The sequence below is a fragment of the Bradyrhizobium sp. 157 genome (assembly GCF_023073815.1).
Lineage (GTDB): Bacteria > Pseudomonadota > Alphaproteobacteria > Rhizobiales > Xanthobacteraceae > Bradyrhizobium.
Genome location: NZ_JADPKF010000091.1, coordinates 549,149 through 566,138, shown reverse-complemented (window position 1 = coordinate 566,138; position 16,990 = coordinate 549,149). Strand labels below are relative to the sequence as shown.

Here is a 16,990-nt window from a genome sequence, read left to right as displayed (position 1 = left end):
TCTGATCGAACACCCGTCGTGCCAGTTCCGCCTGCGCAGAAGCGCGCTCTCGCTGAGCAAGGCAGCGTTTCCTTCGCTGCGAGCGATGGCGCAAATGATGTGGCCGAGATAGGTCTGAGCGCCTCCGGGCCCGGTTGGCGTGCGCTTGAACTGCTTGGCGTGACCATGGTGCTGATGCTTGATGAGCGCGAAATTGCCGACCCGCGTATAGGACTGGCCCTGTTGATGCCGGCCTTCCTGAGGAGCCATTACCTTCGGTCGGGCGCCGTTGAGAAGCCCGGATTGCAAACAACAGATGCCTAATCGTACTGGCGGGCGCCGCGCAGAAATCGATAACAAGGCCGATATAAATGGGGATGTCGCACAAAGCTATAGTACAGCGGGTGCGGAGTTGTCGAGCCCCTCGATATCCGAACAATTCAAATGATAGATCAGAAAGCGTGCTCTTGAGCACGATCTTTCAAACGACGAACAAGACTATAGCGGCCGTCACCGAGAAACGGGTTTCTCGACCTGCCAGACAATTGTCGGCATCGGCTGCCACTGCCAGATTTGCAACTTGAGACAGAGACTCGTTAGCAGCGCATAAAAACTTCGTTCAATGCATTTCAGCAGATATTGTCTCCAACAATCTTTGAAGCGCTTGCGCGCCATGACGCTGTGTTGAATGGCAAACAGAGCTATCGGTACTGTCTACAGCAAGCGCTTCCGCGCACGTGTGCGGAACCTTGTCAATCGGCGCGAGTAGAACGAAACCGACAGCAAACAGAATTGCGATGAAGAAAGCGATGTCCGCGACCGATTCGTAGAGAAAATTGACAATTCTTGAGGAGCCAGTTCTGGAAGCCTCCTGAGGGATTTGTGCCATGATCGGCTCCGCCAAACCCAAACCAGCCGCACGCAGTGAGGCGCCGACGAATAGCGAAATCACTCGCTCAACGCCATAGGCGCTTGGCTTGTCTCTAACACGACAACGAGTGTTTCTTGAGGAAGGAATCGCGCGGAAACTAGTCAACGTGGAGCAGGAGGCTTCTCGATTCTGGTAGCTGAACAGAATTCGACGATGCGCTAGGCGTTTCCAACCATGCAGTCGTTCTTGAGAACGGTCGCTGTATTTCCACGGCTCGCCGCGAAGTTACGTCAGCAAGAAGCCGCTGACGCATGCCGTTTTAATTTTGGTGACACAGGGGAGACCGACCATGGGTCCCCACAATCTGGCGCGCAAGATGATCCATACGGCTCTTCCCGGCTGGAGATGGTGTTAAAGGACTTCAGTCTCCGGTTAATGCATGATGTGGCAATGGCTTGATCCGCTGTGCGCAGCGCTTGGTTGGGCCGTCGTTTGAAAATGATGATCCCAGAAATCTGACGATTGAGATCATCCAGGCCCGCATCGATGCGAAGCAGAGGCCGACCATTCAGCACCAAGTCGGCCGAAACAAACATCAACCACCACGAGACCTCATGCAAGCCGGCGACCACGTTCCCTTGATTTGCGCATCTTGCGCTGCCGCAGATGTCGTCGCAAGAGCGACATACAGGAACGAAATGGTGACGTGCAACAGTCAGTCCGTAAGTCGCGCGCAGGAAAAGCATGGCCGCTGGTGCGAGTGCTGCATTTTGAACGCCGTTGGCACGGCCGTTGCTTTTGAGACGCCAACAACACTGAGCTAGACTCATGAAGCACAGTATTACGGTTGAGTTCGAGGAGTCCACCATCGGCAAGACCGCCGCCCAAATCCCCGCTTGCTGGAGGGTTAAAAGACCCCGGTAGGCTTATTCCGACCATCCGTTGAAGGAGGCGCGTCTGAATTATTTGCGAGCTCACGTTCGGGTCGTGCCGAATCCCTCACGTTCATCGCTGGATCGGTATATGGCATCTCGCTCGGAGATTCTGCGGTCTCAGTCAATGTGCGGGTGCCCTCTGCCGCATGGCACCGCCATTGATGTCGAAAGACGGCGTGAACACGACAAACGCCGGCGCGCGATCACGCGTTCGTGCCGTTTAATTCGAGTGTCTGGTCTGGCTGATCCGCGCTGAGCTCGGCGAGGAAGTCCGTCCGTCCGGAGTAATGCGTAATAGGTCAATAATCGCTGGATCTCTGCGCTATTTCGAAGCTAGGTTCGCAAGTTTGCGCTGCTCTTCCGACTATAGAAGGTCGTCTTCCTAAGGAGAATTGCGAGTGAGGGGCAATGTTACCAAGGAAGTAAAGGGCGCACCCGTACCGCGTTGACCTTACGCCTCTAGCCAGCTGCGAATATGTGGTGGCTGGTGACAGTCGAGGCCGACGCCGGCGCCGGAATCTGGCCGCAAAGGACTACAACCATCGTAAAGCCGGAGGAGGCGCAGCTGCGAGAGAACCACATCCTCTTCAGTTATCTTTCATCTGGCGCTGGACCTGGAGCATGTGCGTGGCTCAAAGAGGACTAGCCCAGAGTGCCTTTGAATGATCCAGCTGCCGTAGCGGCAATCGTCTCAACTTTGCGGCGTGTTCACGGCGACAACATTGCACGTACGTTGCTCGCAGACGGCGTGAGCTTGGCGGTACTTATTGATGCGGCGTTCTCCTTGCCAATAAGCAACAGTGACGCTGTCCGAATGATCGCAAGGGCGCTTGACTCTGGCGATTTCGGCTTCACACCGGAGTTGGGGCCGCTCTGGCGCGTGCGGTACATTTATGAAGATCGACGTGCATCGATGCACGTCGTAGATATGGAGATGTTAACGCCGGGCAGGACCTTCGCGAGCACTGAGATTTCGTTGCGGCTGTCCGTGTGAGACGAAGTCAAGGTCCCTCTGATATTCTTCTGTCAACCGGTTTGCGAACTTGGAGTCAGCCTGGGTCCCCAGCTCAGCAGTGAATATTGCAATCCGCAATAAATATATCGACGAAGTAGTTGATTTTCTTAGTTATTGCCCAAGAACAAACCGTGTTATGACGCGCCTATGACGCGCCTATGACGCGCCGGAACTATGTCTCCGCGGGAACGCGGGGGCTCGTAACGCGCCAAGTAGGCCCGGCCACCACAGGATGGCGCAGGGCGGACCGGGCTTTTCCAACATCCAATTGCCATCGTTTCTGACGTTGAGGCCAATGTCGCCGCATGACCATCGCTCCGTAGTGACAAGTCTGCGTGAGCCTCTAAGCGAAACGAAAATTATATCGGTAGGAAGAAACCTAGATTTTTGGAGCGCGCGTGGTTGCAATTTTGAGCCCTGCTAGTGCAGCAAGCTCCTTTATCAAGGTGAGCGTATTCTGAGAAAACGCCTCGATTGCGGCCTGAGAGTTCGGCAAATCCTTTTTTGCTTTAAGCTCGCCTAGGGCCGTACGAACGCCGTCAAGGGATTTCTGATAGCGTTGAACCGCATCCATGCCCGGAGTGCCCTCAAAGATCACGGCAAGTTCGATAGCCTTCCATTGCATCTCTGCAATTTTGGAGGATATTTTCTGAACCGCTGAACCGTCTATTTCGCCCGTGCGAAGCACGTTGAAATGCAAGTCAGACACATCGCTTACCAATGTGCGAGTTCTTGAATTCAGATCATCTAGATTGCGGATAACAAACTCCGATTTGATTTTCTGCTTTTCAAGACCTTCATTGATTGAAGGAATGACGAAGTAGGTGCCCAACGCACCGATTACGATCCCAAGAATTGTTGCCCAGACCGGCAACTTGTCCTGCACGCAAACGCCTGCGAGGTAGCGGAGAAAGCGTCTCATTTGGCTTTCACTTTAATCCGAACGGGCGTGGTCAAGCCGATTTGTTCCTTGGCACGTTTGCCAAGGTGATTGATCTCCTTGATCTTATCGTTGTGAAGAGATTTGAATAAATAATCCAGCTTAATGCCCGAGTCCTTATTGATGTGAGCATCTTGTGGTGAAACTGAGTTTGTGACCTCGATGCCCTCATGGAGGTCGGACGCGTCCAATTGAGAAATCGCTATGGCAATTCCAACGCTGACAAAGGTCCCAAGGACTGCCGATAGCGCGGAAAGTGCGTACTTGCCGGGGGAATTGAAATTCTGCGTAAACGACTGAACAAGCTCTGGATCGTAAAACTTTTCGATGGCTGCGGGAACATTGAGAGTTGTGAATGTCTCGAGCTGTTCTTTCTCAATAGCATGGAATGCTGCGATGAAGTACGCGACCAAATAGTTCGCTTCGATTGTAGCAAGAGGATTTTTGCCGTCGTATTTCGGTCCGTCCATCATGACCGCCGACTTGTCCGCTAGAACATACGCTGGGTAGGCAAATCGAAAGAAGTCCTCAGTTTCAGGTGATCGCGCCACATGAGCGATAGCTGGCGGTTTCGCGAGATATCCTTGCAAATGCTGAGGTACGATATGTCGCGGCACACCAGGGTTGAGCCATCGGACGCGACGGAAGGGTATTTCTTCTTGCCCGTAACGTTCGACTTGCAACGTGTCTTCGGTCTTGAAGGAAGCTGTAACCTCGCCGAAATAGACCGGATTAAACATCCGACCGGGCACAACTACGAGATCACCCGACTTCATACGCCCAAACATCTTGCGCACACTGCTGGCCAGCATACGCAGACCCGCATCTTTTATTGGACTGTCAGCATAATGGTTCGGATTGCGCGACGGGAATTTCTTCGCTTCTGAGTGCAGATGATATTCTGAAATAGCCCCTGACATCCGAACATGGCGGCGAACACTCGGATAGTCATTCGCCATTTCCGGCCGAAGAGCGATGCCGGGCGTTTCAAGAAACACGTGCTGTTGGCGCAGAAAATTATTGATGAAGCGTCGTCTCCTGCCCGGAAAAACCACCCAGATCGATGTTTCTGGCGAGATGATTTTTGTAGCAATGTCGGCTTGGATCACTGCGTCCCTCGCGGTGCAATAAAAGATGTAGGAAAGCCCTCATGCCTATCATGAGTCGCAGCGAAAAAAGCCGGAACCTATAATTGTACTCCAGGTTATGTTGGGCATGCGCCAGCTTGCAGGTCGATCCGTCATGGCCTCACTAGAACAAAAGAAGAACTCAGAGTCCAGCGCGCTTGTCGCGACGTGATTCTGTATTCAATTGGTTAGCGAAATGCCCCGTTTAGAGCGTCCTGGAGCGGGTTTTCGGGGGCCGGGGGCCTCGTCGTCATGCGGGGACGCGTTTCGCGCGCTCCATCCCGCTCCCTGCGCGACGTATCATGGGCCCTAATTACGTCGAGGTGGCCCCGCCGCCATGGGCAACGACGAGGCCAATGTTGTCAGTAGATTCTGACGCGGAACACCGTCGTCGTCTGCGCCGTCCACGCGCACCCCATACGAAAGACCGAAAACATCATTGATGAGGCGCGCCGCGTTCTTGACGCTCTTTAGTGCTTCTTTCGCTCCGCGGTTGCGAGCGATGCCGTTGTAGGCAGTGGGGTGGTTCAATGCGAGCACGATCATTCCGCGCGTGGCGACATCGCTGCGCCTTCTTTGGTAAAGTGCTTGCGACATTCGGCGAGAACCATTTCGTGGACGGCGTTGATCAGCCGCGCGTACTCAAAGGCAAAGTGTTCGCTCTCGACCAAACTCTGATCGTTGTGCGGTCTCACGGCTAGTTCAGGTTGCTTTGCGGCAATCGGCTTGCGCTTACTCATTTTTTCGACCTTTTGGCTTACCGAAGGCGAGACCAATTCTCCCTTCTGAAAGGACATACTGAGAGCGCTTCTCGCAGCGGGCGATTTTTGTGTGGTCGCCACTTGCCAAACTACTAGATGCAGCGGCAGAGAAAAATCTTCCGCGAGCCCGCTAAAAATAAATACAAAGTTGACCCCGTCGCCGCGCTGCAGGAAGTCAGAACGACGGGGCCGTTCTTCGATCACGGCTCCGGACCGGAATCGATGATGCCCAGCGCGTCAGGAGAAGTCGAGCCTGACCGTGTGCTGTCGGGTTCTTTCAATGTGGTCGGACACTCACCGACTTGTCCGCCCCCGGTCGCGGATGGACAACACGACCGGGCGGTCACCCCTCCGCGGAAGTCGCAAACGCAGGAGGGGAATTCAATCACGCGGCGTTCGCCTTCGGCTTCGACACGACGAGGCCGAGCAACGCGGGAATTGAAACGTTCGGTCGGTGGTCGATCATCACGGCGTTATCGAGTGCATCATCGATCAGCGCTACCTCTAGCCGTTCCGCGTCCGCAAGCTCCGCTTTTATTGCGGCGAGACGCTGGGACTCCTCCGCAGGCGTCATTGCAAACTTCGGCTTGGGCATCTCGTCGATCAGTTCGTTGAGCTTGTCTTCGAGGCACTCGGGGTCAAACCATGCGAGGAGTGCCAATGGATCGAGCGTCGGTGTGAACGCCTCAGGGTCCATAAAGCTGAACTTCACGTCGAACTTTTCATGCGTCGCGACGATTGCAGGTCTCGCCTTGATTGCCCGCCGCGTGATCCACGCCTTTGCCTGCGCCTTGATCTCGTCCACGGGGAGTGCCGCACGTTCGACCTGGCTGCGTTCGCCGATCAGCTTGACGATGCGAATGCGCAAGTCCGCGACGAGCTGCTGATGGGTCTCGCCGGGCTTCAACTTGATCTTGGCTGGCTTGCGTCGTCGATCACTGCATCTGCAGGCAGCATGTAGAGGTAGCGCCGGATGCGGCCGTTGAGGTCGGCTAATGCGCGGTGACGTTCTCGGTGCGTCTCCTGCACTTGCTGACGGCGGTCACTCTCTTCCTTGAGTTCGCGCTTGCGTTGCTCGTCCGACAAGATGTCGTATGCCTTCGCCAACTCTGCGATTTGCCGCTGGTTGGAGTTCAATGCGGTCAGTGCTGCGGCCTCCCGATCAGCGAGTGCGAAGATCTTTGCGCGGCACTTCGGGGGTAGTCGTTCTCTGTCGCTCATTGTTTAACCTTCCTGTTGCTGATTGCATCAATAGGGATCGTGCATACACAGGAACCTTCTTCCGCGAGCATAACCTTCGGCAATACGCCGAGTGGTGCGAGGAGCAGCGGTTCATTCTACGGAAAGATGGGCGAGCCAATTCCCGCCTGGCTCCGTGCGTCTGTCAACGAGGCGAGAACGGGTGCTTGATGATCGCGTTGAAGTCCTTTGGTCCGAGCTTGGGCATCACATGGGTCTCGACCTGCTGCCACATGACTCGACCGGTCCTCAGCTTGTGCTGTTCGATGTAGAGCTTCTTGAAGTTCCCTGCGACGAGCTTGCGTTGCCGTGCGTCCGGTATCAAAGCCGCAAGCACGCCGGTCACATTGACCAGCCCAACATTATGCCCAGAGCCGCCGACTCCTATTTCGCGATCCGCCTGTCGATGGCAACGATACCAAACGCGATGTTGAGCGGCGGCGCTTCACGCGTCCGAGCCCGTGCACTGTGCCTGAGCAATTTTCGATGTTATGTCCAGCCAAGGGCAATGGGCAACTACTGACCATGAGCAGCGCACCACCCAACGAAAGCGCGATATCTTTTCTCCTCATGATCAGTTGTTTCGTGCTCAGTTCGCCGTACATGGGACCAATGCGTGCGCGTGACAGGGATTCTCTCTTAGTTCAGCCGAGGCAGGGCTATACTATAAGTCCCACGGTCGTCCTAGTTCGGTGCGAAGCTTCCAAATCGCGCTGTTTGCAAGATGGAATATGTCCTGCTCGCCGTTTTTCAGTGAGAGTTCCAGATTAGCTCGTAGTCGATCGCGCAGCAATTCCTGAGCATTATGCACGAGCAATGGATCCGTCTCGACAAAGCGCCATGACTTCTCAAATGCGGCGCTCACCAGGTTGTCCCCAGAGGCTTGGTGCCGCGCGGGTGAAGTGTGGTCCATGATTAAGAACTCCAGCGTGGCATCCTCATAGGACGGATAAATCAACCCGCCCGGTGGAAAGTGGGTAAGTCGACCGGCCGGCCAGCGTGTTGGCAAAGACTAAAGCCCAGCCTCATTAAATCCACCATACAAGCACTTCCGCCAAACAGATGCCAAGCGTTGCAAGTCAGATTGTCATAACGCTTTAGTGCACCTGAAGTTCTTTAGTTTGTTGAAAGCACTCTCGATGCACTGACAAAGCTAATAAGGACGTTTGGTGAAGCTGAGATGACTGCTTTCGCCTTCAAGCCCAATAAGATTTCGTGCAATTTGGAATCATCATAGGCGCCGTTACAAAGCATGTGTTTCGGCGGTCTCACTCTGCGGATCAGTGGTTCCGCGACGGAATAATTGTGTCCTTCACCTCTGCTGAGCAGGATGCGATCAGACGACCCTTAGCACCTGAGAGCGTCTGGATCTCCGTTGTTGCAACGTTACGCGATCTGCGATCTGCACCTCAATGGGATAACGGCTCGCGCTCCTCGCATTGAGCAGACTGGTGCCCACAAGGGTATGCTGCCCTGCAACAAATCTCGAAAAGAATTTGTGCCTCAATGTTTAGGAGCGGCTGGCTGAGCTCTCTCGACATTATTGGGGAGCGCTTGCAACGATGCAGGCGATCAGTCCATAGCAGAGCTTACCTTCGCCTGATCGATCCGGATCGACTACCTCGTGTTCGAAGATGATCAACTCGTCGGCCGCATCCGCCTACGCTCGCGAGTGCACACCAGTATGAACTTGCCGACACGCGCGATGCAGTAAGGAAGCGCTTCAGCGCCGCATGGCGGAGATTCAGGGGCAGCCACGGGGGAGATGAAGTGGCGCGCGGCCTATGCGCGCACCAACTGCAGCAAGCCGCCCGACATCGATAAGCAGGAGCTAAAAGAACCCCCTTGCGCACCGGCCGACCATTTACGACGGACCCGCGACATCTCACCGTACGGTGTATGTGAAGCACAAGAGTGCCCGATAATCAGATATCAGGGCTGGATCGTTGATGATTTCTAACCGAGAAGTAGAATCTGGTGTCGTGATCAACGCCGCTGTACGCCGCCAAGAGCCTAGGTGTCAGCTGCCTACGCGAGCTCGCACCATAGCGATACATGTCCGATAACGCGCCGCTAGCATGATACCGGTTGTCATGGCCTTATCCGGCCGCTCTGTTCCGCCGTACGGAGACACTGACCTATCATACCCACGGGTTTTCGTGTTCGTGCACGCTGAGGACATCACGGCGGAGACCGTGAGTTGATTGCGACCGCAGCCGCCCCCAAGTGCGGTTTTATATCGCCTCACACACATACACCAACAGCCAATCGCCACAGAAGCTGTGGCGGAGCGGCCCTGAGACGCGCTGTCAAGCGCCGAGGCTGCCCCTACATCACTGCGACGGCCGTTAGTGGTGCTGCCTTGGACAGTGCAAGCAGCGTACCAGACGAAAGAATTACAGCGTCTGCCGGCATTTCGCGCTGGCGGTGTTCGAGGGCTCGATCCGCACGTTACGTCAGAACGTTGATATTCTCTCCGGGCTAACAAATCGGCGCTTCTGGTATCGTACGCCGGGCGAGATCGGTGCATTGCTTCGAATCTTCTACCGAAGGGCAGACTGCGATGCGATCGAGAGCTTTCCATTAATGAATAGGGCTAAGATCTGCCCATCATTCCAAGCAAGCACGTGAAACTTTATTCCTTGGACGGTCTCACGTGAAGTAATGGTGCCTGCGCAGCCGAACAGGTAAACAAGGTCTGCGTAGTTTGAGCCCAACTGAACGTTGCTGAGCTCCGAATCCTTGACGCGACAATGCCCGGCCGGAAGTGAGCGAGCGTTAACTGACTTGTAATCCGCATCCAGGTCATCAGGGGTGGCCGGATTGACGGGAGCTCCGCTTGGCGGGGCGCCGGCTTGTGCCGGTGGAGGGCCGCTCGAGATCTGGGCTAGCTGCACGAATAGCCACGTGAAGGCCGGAATCGCTGGGATCCGCAGGACTACTCGCCAGTTGATGGAACAGCCTATCAGGGCGAATGCTTGATAGATTTTCATCGAATGCCAATGCGTTTAAACTTCCATATTCAGCCACTCACGTAGCAAGGCGGCAGGCCACCTGCAATCCAAATCAAATGCTGTGCGCGAAAATGTGGGCTTCACCTCGCGCTACTTTCGCTGAGAAGTCGGACGACTTGTCGTGGTCAAAGCACCTGTACTCCCAAGCCATTCGGTGCGAGTATTAAGTTCGACGTTTCACCGGACAGGTTAGTAGCTCGCAGCAACGTAGCAGTGGCTGGCATAGTCGTATCCGCTAGCTGCGCCGCGGAACAAGTCGATCTCGCAATACGCACACCTTTCGAGTTCATACATTCCGACGATATGACGATCGAGATCATGAACCAACGCGACCGCAGCTGTCCGAACGTGCGGTTTCATATCGCACCGCCTGCCGATTGGCCGCAGAGAGTTGGGCGGAGCGGACCCAACGTTGACCGAGGGCGCGCGGAGTCCATCCCTATATGATGCGCGCATTGATGATGCTGCCTGAATGCAAGCAACGTGCCGACATGAAGAACGTCAGCTTCTGCAGGCGCTTCGCATAAATTTGTTTGAGCCGGCTTGAACCTTACGTAGCGTCAGGGTGTAGAGAGTCTCACCAAGGTAAAGAATCGAGGCTTTTGGTGTTCGACAGGACATCCGACGAGACTCGTGTTGCCCAAACGAAACTAAGTGTCTCGCCGATGCTAATTGTTATTCTGCTGTCCATCTCTTTCGCTATGTTCGGCACAGTTTACGCCGTGAGCGCATGGCTCTCCCATGGGAAGCGCGAGCGCGACGCCCCTTGCTTTCGCCCTACCCAAAGGCCCAGGAGGCGAGCATTCTAACCTGAAACCAAAAGAGCGCCTCACGCCATGGGCCGCACTCTTAGTGCGGCTCGCCGCGGCCTCTAAATCCATCTGCAGGAAATATGCGGTGGCGGGTTATAGCGATTTGCTAATAGCCGCGCATTCTCCCGAAACCACCTCGATATCGCGGGCCGGAACTATGAGAAGAATCTTCATCGCCGACATCAAAAGCAGCGACTCACTGATGGGCATTTGACGAAGCCGGTTTCGAACAAATTCAGTGCCTCGTTCTTTGACTGTCGAACGTTAATCTAACCAGCACGGTTGTGTTGAGGCCGAACCGGTTCAGGTTAAGCATCGCCCAGATACACGGTGATATATCCTTTCGTCTCCAGTGCGCGCTGCCGACGCGCGATCGCGATGACCGATAATCGCATTCGAGTCGATCCGCGCGTTGGTGCTGAGCTCGGCGATGGAACGTCATCCCGATGGAATACTGCGTGACGTTACTAAGAATCGCTGAATTTCGGCGCTATTTGGCCGTCAGGGTCGCAGGTTTGCACCGCTCTTTCGATATAAATCGGTAATCCAAGTTAGGAGATTGCAATTGAAGGTCGGCGTTCCCAAGGAAATCAAGACGCACGAATACCGCGTGGGGCTGACCCCTGGAGCGGTCCGCGAATATGTGGCCGCAGGCCATACGGTGCTGTTCGAGACCAATGCCGGTGCTGGTATCGGCGCTACAGATGACAATTATCGCAAGGCTGGCGCAACCATTCTGGAATCTGCTCGCGAGGTGTTCGCGTCGAGCGAGATGATCGTAAAGGTCAAGGAGCCACAGCCGTCCGAATGGACCCAGCTGCGAGAGAACCAGATCCTCTTCACTTATCTTCATTTGGCCCCGGACCCCGAGCAGGCTAAGGGCCTCATTAAGTCTGGCTGTACAGCAATCGCCTACGAAACTGTGACTGACGCGCATGGCGGTCTTCCGCTCCTTGCGCCGATGAGCGAGGTTGCGGGCAGGCTTGCGATCGAGGCGGCCGGTGCGGCCCTGAAGCGGTATGGGGGCGGGCGCGGGCTGTTGATCGGCGGCGTGCCGGGTGTCCAGCCGGCTCGTATTGTCGTCATTGGAGGTGGCGTTGTCGGCATGCACGCGGCACGAATGGCGGCAGGCTTGGGTGCCGAGGTCACAATCCTTGACCGTTCGCTTCCCCGGCTTCGTGAACTGGATGAACTATTCGAAGGGCGCGTTCGTACTAGGTTCTCAACGATAGAAGCTGTTGAGGAGGAAGTATTTGCGGCGGACGTTGTGATCGGCGCCGTACTGGTTCCCGGCGCGAGTGCACCGAAACTTGTCAGCCGGAGCATGTTGAGCTCGATGCGCAAAGGCTCCGTCATCGTGGATGTAGCTATTGATCAGGGCGGATGCTTCGAGACATCGCGTCCCACGACGCACGCTGATCCAATTTTCGAGGTAAACGGCGTCATTCACTACTGTGTGGCCAATATGCCGGGAGCTGTCCCGCTGACCTCTAGCCAAGCACTGAATAACGCCACTCTGCCTTTTGGCTTGGCTCTCGCTAACAAGGGATTTGCAGCCGTCCTCGAAAGTCCACATCTGCGGGCAGGCCTCAATGTCTATCGGGGTCGGCTGACTTACAAGGCGGTGGCCGAGAGTCTCGGGTTGCCATTTTCACCGATCGAACAGGCTGCGGCCTGATCCCAGAGGCCCTCAAGGGCGTTTCCTCCCTTACTTGGGCCACTCCTTCGGAGTGGCCCCTTTTTTTCGGAGGCTACGATTCCCCTCAACGCAGTTTGATTGTCCTCTCGCAGGATCAAGTCGGGCAGCTCTCCCAGAGAACATCCAGTCATCGTTTTCAGCTGCCCGGCGACACGAAAACTTGGGGCTGGTGGAGATAGCGCCGTCGGTCTGAGCGCTCGCCTCCCGGTTTTGTAAACCGCCAAGGAGACCGGCTACCGCGGCTTCCATCCATTCGGGGTTGGCGGTGGGTAGACGCCGAACGAGAAAGGAAGGAGTGATGGCGTTGAGCAACACGGAACTGCGCTACTACGACAGCAATGTCCTGCGCCTCCCTGACGACAAGCGGAAGGAATATCATGAACAGGTGGATCGCCTGATCGCCGAACTCTGCAAGACCGTCCGCGATAAGACCGAAATCAAGATCACAAAGGTAGTAAAGGCTGGCTCCTTCGCCAAATATACCATCTTACGAAAGACGAGCGTCGATCCGGTTGATGTCGACGCGGTGTTCTATATTTCCGGGCGTGATGCCGAGAAGGAGACGCTCGATAGTCTGAACAACACCATCTACGACCTGCTGATCGAGCAGTATCCCAACAAATCGGTCGAAGATTTCGAGATCCAGCGCAGGGCTGCGACCGTGACCTTTGTCGGCACGGGGCTGAGCGTCGACATCGTCCCAGTGATCCAGGACGAGAACCGGCCAGACTATGGCTGGCAGTTTGACATCCATGACGGATCCAAAATCCAGACCTGCGCTCCCTGCCAGATCAAGTTCGTCCGGGATCGCAAGAACCAGGACAGCGATTTCCGCACGCTGGTGCGCTTAGCGAAGAAGTGGCGCAACCATGCCGAGATCAAGCCGCTCAAATCCTTCGCGATCGAGCTCATCATGGCCCATATGCTGGCGACACGGGGTAATTTCGGGAGCATCGAGCAGCGCTTCCGGAATTTCCTTCTCTACATCGCCCAATCGGGTCTGAAAGAGCAGATTAGCTTCCCCGAAAATACGGCGCCATTCGGGACCTTCACCGATCCCGTTGTCATCCTCGACCCTGTTTACAGCCTGAACAACGTGACAAGCCGGATTTCGGAAGCCGAGCGCAAGGAGATCGTCGCAGCGGCGGAGGCGGCGTGGGAGACCGCGAATTTTGCATCGGCCGAAAATGACAATGAGGTCTGGAAGGAGATCTTCGGCCCTCGCTTCAAGACGGAGGACTGAGATGAGCCAGACCAGAACTGCCACTGCCAGTGCCACCTACACGGTCGTCGACATCGAGAATGTAGTTCGCCGCGTGAAGGCCGATCTCATCATGATCGCCGACAGCACGGGCGCCTGGACTGCTGCAGAGGCGGCGCTCTATGCCCATGATATCGAGGTCCTCGCAAAAGCAGGCTACCTCGCGTGGGTTGACGTCACGCTTCTCAGTAATGGCATCGAGGTCAAAGCCGTCAGGTTTGAGGTCGACACGGAAGCGGGTTCGCTCACCACGAGCCGCCCTGGCGGAGTGCGTTGGCCGAAGGTCGCGGGTGCATATCTCCGTGTCATCCTCAGCTACACCGAAGCTTACACGAGCGCGGCGCGCGAGGCGGTGAAAGGAAAGCTGAAGATCGGCTGGGTTACGTCCTACGAGGACACCAGTCACGCCAACTTGACGTCTTCAGGCGGCCGCAACTACGTCAGCAACGCCTATGGCATGCAGAGAAAGGCTTGGGTGAAGTGAGTCAGCCGAGTATCTTCGATAGCGAAACCCCACTGCCTAGCGAGGCGCTCGCCAAGCGGGAAAAGACGTTGCTAGGATTTGCCGCGCGTTATGCCCGTATCCATGACCAGCTTCGGTTGCTGCTGAATGTCGGTGGTCTCGGCGAATGGAACCGCAAGCACCATGGCGGCAAGCTCGCGATCTGCGATCTCGTCGCCGAGCAGTACCCGCTCGTGATCTTTCATGGCGACGTTGGGACCGGCAAGACGGCGATGGCCGAATGCATCGCCAACAAGCTCGTCGCCGGGGCGAGGAGCGAAGACTCGATCCTTTTCAAGCTGTCGAATCGCGTGCGCGGCAGCGGCATGGTCGGCGAGATGGGAACGCTGATTGCGGAAGCTTTTCGCAAATTAATCCAGTCGGCTGGCAAGAGCCGGCGTGCCATCCTGATCATCGACGAGGGAGACAGCCTTGGCGCCTCCCGCGCGCAGGACCACAGCCATCACGAGGATAAGGTGGCGGTGAACACTCTGATCCAGGGCGTCGACGATCTTCGGCAATATGGCGGCCGCATCGTCGTCATCCTCTGCACCAATCGACTCTCGGTGCTCGATGCCGCGTTGCGTCGGCGCGCAGCTATCATTGAGGAGTTCAAGCGGCCCTCGGACGAAGAACGCCGCCAACTCTTTCAGATGGATCTCGCTGGTCTGAATCTTCCGGCGACGCAGATCTCCGATCTTGTGGCGGTCACTGGTGCCCGCGGCAGCAATCCGGCTTGGACATATTCGGATATCCGCACGCGTCTTTACCCCGCCGCCCTAGCGAAAGCCTATCCGCAGCAGCCGCTCCGGTTTGAGCATTTAAAGTCAGTCGCCGCGGCGCTTCATTCCTCGCCGGTGATGGAGGATAGGTAATGCCGCGGTCCCCTCTCTACGGCCGGCGCATCCACATTTCCGGGAGCGTTGTGGATGATACGACAGTCGCGCCGGCAAGCGATGTCCATGGGGCGAGGGAGCTGATCGCTGGGCTGGTGAAAGAGCTGATCAAGCGTGGCGCCAACTTCGTGGTCCCTGTGGATGCTGAGCCGCTGCGCAAGGTCGACGCTTTACCGATCTGCTTCGATTGGCTGATCTGGAAGACAATCAAGGACAGTTTGGCGCTGCGGCCGGTGAACGTGCCGAGTCCACTCGCGGTCGCGGTGCAACATCACAAGACTGAAGATCAGATTCCGGAGGACTATGTAGGTCTATGGGACGAGCTGCGCGCCTCACAGCTAATCAAAATCGAGAGCGCGGCGCAGTGGAACATGAACAGTAAGCGGATGGAGGCTCAGGCTCGGTTTGGCGATATCCTCATTGCCCTGGGAGGCACCGAGGGCGTGCTCTATCTTGCGAACCTCTATCATGATGCCGGCAAGCCGATTATTCCGCTCAACCTTGCCCTCTGTCCCGAAACGACCGGCGCGCGGCGCCTCTATAATTTCGGCCTGGCCAGCAGCCAGACCCGCCGCCTGTTTCAGATTGCCGACGACGGTGATGCACATGACTGGGTCAACAGGATTCGCTTCCCGCAGCGGCAGTCGATCGCGGATCGCGTGTCTGTCCTGGTCGAGCTGCTTGAGTCACTTGAGAAGCCCAAAGCCTTCGCCGTCCGACTACTGAACCCTGATCTGCCCGACTATGCTGACGTCCAGAATTTCTTCGAGACGGTGGTTCAGCCCGTGGTCGAAGGTGAGCTGGGGTATCACCTCGTCGTCATCGACGGCCGCCAAGCTTATGAGTATTCCCGAATCGACCAAGAGATATTCGCGAAGCTCCATCGCAGCAGCGTGGTGCTAGCTGACATCACGGGCGCGCGGCCAAACTGCTTTCTTGAACTTGGATACGCCCTCGGCCGCGGCTTACCGACGATGGTAATGGTGCGTGAAGGCGCGAGCTTGCCTTTCGATATTACGACATTCTCTGGGCTTCATTGGAAAACGTCCGGCACTGTGGACGACAGGCGGCGGGCGTTCCGGGAGCACTGGCAGGCGATCCGCAACCGCCCCTCACTCGTTCCAGCGGAGCCGTTGATCTCATGAGCGACAAGCGCGAAGTTTTCGTCTCGGTCGACGTGGAAACCGCCGGTCCGATCCCTGGCGAGTTCAGTCTGTTGTCGATCGGTGCCTGTTCCATCTACGAGCCAGAGAAGACATTCGCGTGCGAGCTGAAGCCGATCAACGGGAACTTCGATGCCAACGCTTTGGAGGTGAGCGGGCTCTCTCTAGACGAACTCGCGCGAACAGGACTTACGCCCTCCAATGCCATGCGAGCCTTTTCGCACTGGCTCTTGACCTTGGCGCGTCGGAATGAAACGCTCGTATTCGTCGGTTTTAACGCGCCGTTCGACTGGTCCTTCGTGAACTACTATTTCCATCGGTTTAGCGGCAGCAATCCATTCGGCTTCACGGCGCTCGATATCAAGGCGCTCTACATGGGTGCGACGGGCTGCGGCTGGAGTGATACGCGTTCGAGCAGGATCGCTGAAAAGCTCAAACCAGCTTTGGCCGGGACGCATGATGCGCTGCGCGACGCGTTGTACCAGGCTGAGATTTTTCGGCTGATTAGGTCCGAGCTCATCGATAAGAGCTGACAGCACAGTCTGAGTCTGCTACCCACGATTACTCGATTGCGTTCGCGAATGCTTCCGGAGTGGCTACGCTTCTATGCGCGGTGCCACTACATTACGTCACCCTCACGGCACAGAGCCACGGATTGTGGCCTTGGCTGTCTCTGTGGTTCTTCCGACCGCCTCTTCGTAGCGTGCCCGGAACTGCCAAAATGCTCATTCCTTCCCAGTTGCTCTCTCCAAGCCGGAAAACCGATTTGTTGAACA

Annotated in this window: 17 protein-coding genes; 7 read left to right on the top strand and 10 right to left on the bottom strand. The window is 56.2% G+C overall.

What is annotated here, in order from left to right:
- Window positions 1-18 precede the first annotated feature (18 nt).
- Window positions 19-303 carry a hypothetical protein gene (locus IVA95_RS29420; protein ID WP_247513640.1) on the top strand — a complete coding sequence of 95 codons (285 nt, stop codon included), beginning with the start codon at window positions 19-21 and terminating at the stop codon, window positions 301-303.
- A gap of 295 nt (window positions 304-598) precedes the next feature.
- Here the strand turns inward: IVA95_RS29420 and IVA95_RS29415 are convergent, their stop codons facing one another.
- The 9 genes from IVA95_RS29415 to IVA95_RS29375 form a co-directional block, all read right to left on the bottom strand.
- Window positions 599-931, bottom strand: coding sequence for a hypothetical protein (locus IVA95_RS29415; RefSeq protein ID WP_247513639.1), 333 nt, complete (start codon window positions 929-931; stop codon window positions 599-601).
- A gap of 2,248 nt (window positions 932-3,179) precedes the next feature.
- The gene (locus tag IVA95_RS29410) at window positions 3,180-3,722 is read right to left on the bottom strand and encodes a hypothetical protein (RefSeq protein WP_247513638.1); all 543 of its coding nucleotides are present in this window, start codon (window positions 3,720-3,722) and stop codon (window positions 3,180-3,182) included.
- Window positions 3,719-4,849, bottom strand: a complete 1,131-nt coding sequence (locus tag IVA95_RS29405) for a hypothetical protein (protein ID WP_247513637.1) — start codon at window positions 4,847-4,849, stop codon at window positions 3,719-3,721. The genes IVA95_RS29410 and IVA95_RS29405 overlap by 4 nt, the downstream gene beginning before the upstream one ends.
- A 327-nt stretch (window positions 4,850-5,176) precedes the next feature.
- A complete protein-coding gene (locus IVA95_RS29400) occupies window positions 5,177-5,413 on the bottom strand; it encodes a hypothetical protein (RefSeq protein WP_247513636.1) in 237 nt (78 codons plus the stop codon).
- Entirely contained in the window at window positions 5,410-5,832 is a 423-nt protein-coding gene (locus IVA95_RS29395) for a hypothetical protein (protein WP_247513635.1), read from the bottom strand. Before IVA95_RS29395 ends, IVA95_RS29400 begins: the two co-directional genes overlap by 4 nt.
- Window positions 5,833-6,013: 181 nt before the next feature.
- On the bottom strand, window positions 6,014-6,535 hold the full coding sequence (locus IVA95_RS29390; RefSeq protein WP_247513634.1) for a hypothetical protein: 522 nt from the start codon (window positions 6,533-6,535) through the stop codon (window positions 6,014-6,016).
- Complete coding sequence (locus tag IVA95_RS29385; protein ID WP_247513633.1) at window positions 6,532-6,849, bottom strand: hypothetical protein; 318 nt, start codon at window positions 6,847-6,849, stop codon at window positions 6,532-6,534. Before IVA95_RS29385 ends, IVA95_RS29390 begins: the two co-directional genes overlap by 4 nt.
- 163 nt (window positions 6,850-7,012) lie before the next feature.
- Window positions 7,013-7,213 (bottom strand): hypothetical protein, encoded by a 201-nt coding sequence (locus IVA95_RS29380; RefSeq protein ID WP_247513632.1) that lies wholly within the window; start codon window positions 7,211-7,213, stop codon window positions 7,013-7,015.
- Between the two features lie 318 nt (window positions 7,214-7,531).
- The gene (locus IVA95_RS29375) at window positions 7,532-7,780 is read right to left on the bottom strand and encodes a hypothetical protein (RefSeq protein ID WP_247513631.1); all 249 of its coding nucleotides are present in this window, start codon (window positions 7,778-7,780) and stop codon (window positions 7,532-7,534) included.
- A 3,478-nt stretch (window positions 7,781-11,258) separates the two neighbouring features.
- Here IVA95_RS29375 and ald point away from each other — a divergent pair.
- The 3 genes from ald (at window position 11,259) to IVA95_RS29360 (ending at window position 14,137) form a co-directional block, all read left to right on the top strand.
- Window positions 11,259-12,371 (top strand): alanine dehydrogenase, encoded by a 1,113-nt coding sequence (gene ald, locus IVA95_RS29370; RefSeq protein ID WP_247513630.1) that lies wholly within the window; start codon window positions 11,259-11,261, stop codon window positions 12,369-12,371.
- Window positions 12,372-12,690: 319 nt separating this feature from the next.
- Window positions 12,691-13,635 carry a CBASS oligonucleotide cyclase gene (locus IVA95_RS29365; protein ID WP_247513629.1) on the top strand — a complete coding sequence of 315 codons (945 nt, stop codon included), beginning with the start codon at window positions 12,691-12,693 and terminating at the stop codon, window positions 13,633-13,635.
- Window position 13,636: 1 nt separating this feature from the next.
- On the top strand, window positions 13,637-14,137 hold the full coding sequence (locus IVA95_RS29360) for a hypothetical protein (protein WP_247513628.1): 501 nt from the start codon (window positions 13,637-13,639) through the stop codon (window positions 14,135-14,137).
- A 71-nt stretch (window positions 14,138-14,208) separates the two neighbouring features.
- Here IVA95_RS29360 and IVA95_RS29355 read toward each other — a convergent pair whose 3' ends face one another.
- Complete coding sequence (locus tag IVA95_RS29355) at window positions 14,209-14,361, bottom strand: hypothetical protein (RefSeq protein ID WP_247513627.1); 153 nt, start codon at window positions 14,359-14,361, stop codon at window positions 14,209-14,211.
- A 27-nt stretch (window positions 14,362-14,388) separates the two neighbouring features.
- On the opposite strand from IVA95_RS29355, the gene IVA95_RS29350 reads away from it, so the two are divergent.
- From IVA95_RS29350 to IVA95_RS29340, 3 genes are read left to right on the top strand one after another with little or no spacing between them, the layout of a single operon-like run.
- Complete coding sequence (locus IVA95_RS29350) at window positions 14,389-15,030, top strand: ATP-binding protein (protein WP_247513626.1); 642 nt, start codon at window positions 14,389-14,391, stop codon at window positions 15,028-15,030.
- Entirely contained in the window at window positions 15,030-16,196 is a 1,167-nt protein-coding gene (locus IVA95_RS29345) for a hypothetical protein (RefSeq protein WP_249810484.1), read from the top strand. Before IVA95_RS29350 ends, IVA95_RS29345 begins: the two co-directional genes overlap by 1 nt.
- Window positions 16,193-16,747: a 3'-5' exonuclease gene (locus IVA95_RS29340; RefSeq protein ID WP_247513624.1), complete on the top strand. Its 555-nt coding sequence runs from the start codon at window positions 16,193-16,195 to the stop codon at window positions 16,745-16,747. The genes IVA95_RS29345 and IVA95_RS29340 overlap by 4 nt, the downstream gene beginning before the upstream one ends.
- The last annotated feature ends 243 nt before the right edge of the window (window positions 16,748-16,990 follow it).

What these genes read in the sequence shown, in the direction of transcription:
- IVA95_RS29355 (WP_247513627.1), bottom strand. Translation starts at nt 14,361, where the DNA reads ATGAAAGATCACGAGCGGGTACTGCTCGGCGACGAGATCGCAGATCGC.
- IVA95_RS29345 (WP_249810484.1), top strand. Translation starts at nt 15,030, where the DNA reads ATGCCGCGGTCCCCTCTCTACGGCCGGCGCATCCACATTTCCGGGAGC.
- IVA95_RS29340 (WP_247513624.1), top strand. Translation starts at nt 16,193, where the DNA reads ATGAGCGACAAGCGCGAAGTTTTCGTCTCGGTCGACGTGGAAACCGCC.
- IVA95_RS29350 (WP_247513626.1), top strand. Translation starts at nt 14,389, where the DNA reads ATGGCCGAATGCATCGCCAACAAGCTCGTCGCCGGGGCGAGGAGCGAA.
- IVA95_RS29360 (WP_247513628.1), top strand. Translation starts at nt 13,637, where the DNA reads ATGAGCCAGACCAGAACTGCCACTGCCAGTGCCACCTACACGGTCGTC.
- IVA95_RS29385 (WP_247513633.1), bottom strand. Translation starts at nt 6,849, where the DNA reads ATGAGCGACAGAGAACGACTACCCCCGAAGTGCCGCGCAAAGATCTTC.
- IVA95_RS29400 (WP_247513636.1), bottom strand. Translation starts at nt 5,413, where the DNA reads ATGATCGTGCTCGCATTGAACCACCCCACTGCCTACAACGGCATCGCT.
- IVA95_RS29375 (WP_247513631.1), bottom strand. Translation starts at nt 7,780, where the DNA reads ATGGACCACACTTCACCCGCGCGGCACCAAGCCTCTGGGGACAACCTG.
- IVA95_RS29410 (WP_247513638.1), bottom strand. Translation starts at nt 3,722, where the DNA reads ATGAGACGCTTTCTCCGCTACCTCGCAGGCGTTTGCGTGCAGGACAAG.
- IVA95_RS29365 (WP_247513629.1), top strand. Translation starts at nt 12,691, where the DNA reads ATGGCGTTGAGCAACACGGAACTGCGCTACTACGACAGCAATGTCCTG.